This window comes from Streptomyces sp. NPDC057654 (assembly GCF_042800135.1).
Classification (GTDB): Bacteria; Actinomycetota; Actinomycetes; order Streptomycetales; family Streptomycetaceae; genus Streptomyces.
In genome coordinates, this window is record NZ_JBHVHQ010001136.1 from 1 (window position 1) to 2,218 (window position 2,218).

Genomic DNA, 2,218 nt, shown 5'->3' on the forward strand with positions numbered 1-2,218 from the left:
CCGCCGTCGCGCCTCGGCTCGCGTCAGCCCAGCGTGTCGGCGGCCGTCGGGGACGAGTCGCGCAGGAACGCCGCGCAGCGCTCGTACTCCTCCTGCTCGCCGATCGACTGCGCGGCCCGCGCCAGGGCGTGCAGCGCGCGCAGGAAGCCGCGGTTGGGCTCGTGCTCGAACGGCACCGGGCCGTGGCCCTTCCAGCCGGCGCGGCGCAGCGCGTCGAGGCCGCGGTGGTAGCCGGTACGGGCGTAGGCGTACGACTCGACGACCCGGCCGCCCTCGAACGCCTCGTCGGCGAGCTGGGCCCACGCGAGGGAGGAGTACGGGTACTTCGCGGCGACCTCGGAGGAGGCCGCGCCGGAGGCGAGCAGCTCGCGCGGTTCGGGGTCGTCGGGCAGATGGGTCGGGGGCGGTCCCCCGAGCAGGTTCTCGTGAATGGACATGGGCTCCAGTCTGCCTGGTGCGGGCGGCCGTGGGGCCGTTGCGGGTGATGTCCGTACGAGAGACCGCCCGGCGCCCGCGCCCGCCGTCGGCGGCGTACGGAGCCGGGGCCGTACGGGAGGCCCGGCGGGAGCCGCACAGGGGCCGCGCCGGGGGCCGCGCGGGGGCCGTCCCCGCGTCAGTCGTCCACGGTGCCGGGGTCGAGCGGCGGGGCACTCACGCCGCAGTGGTAGGCGCACTCCGGGCGGCATATCCGGGGTTCGGCGGGCGCGGCTTCACCGGCCTCCGCCGCTTCCCCGCCGAGTCCCGCCGCGGGCTCCTTGCGCACCGCGAACCAGCCGATCAGCGCGGCCACCACCAGCGCCCCCGCGCACATCGGCATCGCCCGCCGGAAGGTGTCCCCGAACTGCCCGGCGTCCCGGTACGCGTCCGGGCCCATGCCCGCCAGCAGCGGCAGGGCCGCCACCGCGACGAGCCCCGCAGCCCGCGCCGCCGCGTTGTTGACGCCGCTGGCCAGCCCGGCCCGGCCGACGTCGACGGAGGCCAGCACGGTCGCGGTGAGCGGGGCGACGAGCACGACCATGCCCAGGCCCAGCACGATCAGCGCGGGCAGCACGTCCCGCCAGTACCCGGCCCCGGCCGTCACCCGCGTCATCAGCAGCATCCCGGCCGCGCACAGCAGCGGCCCGACGGTCAGCGGAAGGCGCGGCCCGATGCGCTGGCCCAGCTCGCCGGAGCGGGCGGAGAGCAGGAGCATCAGGACGGTCGTCGGCAGCAGCGCGGTCCCGGCGGCGAGCGCCGAGTATCCGGCGACGACCTGGAGTTGGAGCACGGAGAGGAAGAAGAAGCCGCCGAAGGCCGCGTAGACACAGACGGTCACCGCGTTGACGGCCGTGAACTGGTGCGAGGAGAAGATGGTCAGCGGCAGCATCGGATCGGCCCGCCGCCGCTCGACGTACCCGAAGGCCACGCCGAACAGCACCCCGGCGACCGCCGGGCCGATCACCCAGGGCGACGCTCCCTTGTCGGGCGCGGCGATCAGCGCGTACGTGACCGCGCCGAGGGCGAGGGCCCCCAGGACCGCGCCCAGCACGTCGAACCGGCCCCGCGCCCGTACGTCCCTGGTCTCCGGTACGTGCCGCAGCGCGACCGGCACGCAGACGGCGGCCAGCGGCAGGTTGATCAGGAACACCCAGCGCCAGCCGGGCCCGTCCACCAGCCAGCCGCCCACGAACGGCCCGATCGCCGAGGCCACGCCGCCCAGCCCGGACCAGGCGCCCACGCCCCTGGCCCGGTCGTCCGGGTGGAACGTGGCCTGGATGAGGGCGAGCGAGCCGGGGGTGAGCAGCGCGCCGCCGATGCCTTGCAGGGCGCGGGCCGCGATCAGCACCCCGGCGTTGGGCGCGAGGCCGCACAGCAGCGAGGCGAGCGCGAACCACACCACTCCGACGACGAACACCCGGCGCCGCCCGAACCGGTCGCCCAGCGCGCCACCCAGCAGGATCAGCCCGGCAAGCGTGAGCATGTAGGCGTTGACGGTCCACTGGAGCACCGCCAGATCGGCGTCGAGGTCGGCCCCGATCCGGGGCAGCGCCACATTGACGACGGTGCTGTCCAGCATTGCCATGCCGGAGCCGAGCACGGCGGTGAGCAGCACCCAGCGCCCCGCGGGCGTGCCGACCCGCACCGCGCCGGGCCCTTCGGCGGCGGGCCCTTCCGGACCGGTGACGGCCGTCGGGCGTACGGACTCCTTCGGGGACTTTTTCGGGGCATCGCTCATAAC

2 protein-coding genes are annotated in these 2,218 nt (G+C 75.8%); both read right to left on the reverse strand.

Annotated elements, in window-relative coordinates; genetic code table 11:
- Nucleotides 1-23: 23 nt before the first annotated feature.
- Complete coding sequence (locus ACFU99_RS41315; protein WP_384403252.1) at nucleotides 24-437, reverse strand: DUF3151 domain-containing protein; 414 nt, start codon at nucleotides 435-437, stop codon at nucleotides 24-26.
- A 176-nt stretch (nucleotides 438-613) separates the two neighbouring features.
- Entirely contained in the window at nucleotides 614-2,215 is a 1,602-nt protein-coding gene (locus ACFU99_RS41320) for a DHA2 family efflux MFS transporter permease subunit (protein ID WP_384403255.1), read from the reverse strand.
- Nucleotides 2,216-2,218 lie beyond the last annotated feature (3 nt).

Coding starts and splice junctions, on each gene's coding strand:
- ACFU99_RS41320 (WP_384403255.1), bottom strand. CDS start 2,215: ATGAGCGATGCCCCGAAAAAGTCCCCGAAGGAGTCCGTACGCCCGACG.
- ACFU99_RS41315 (WP_384403252.1), bottom strand. CDS start 437: ATGTCCATTCACGAGAACCTGCTCGGGGGACCGCCCCCGACCCATCTG.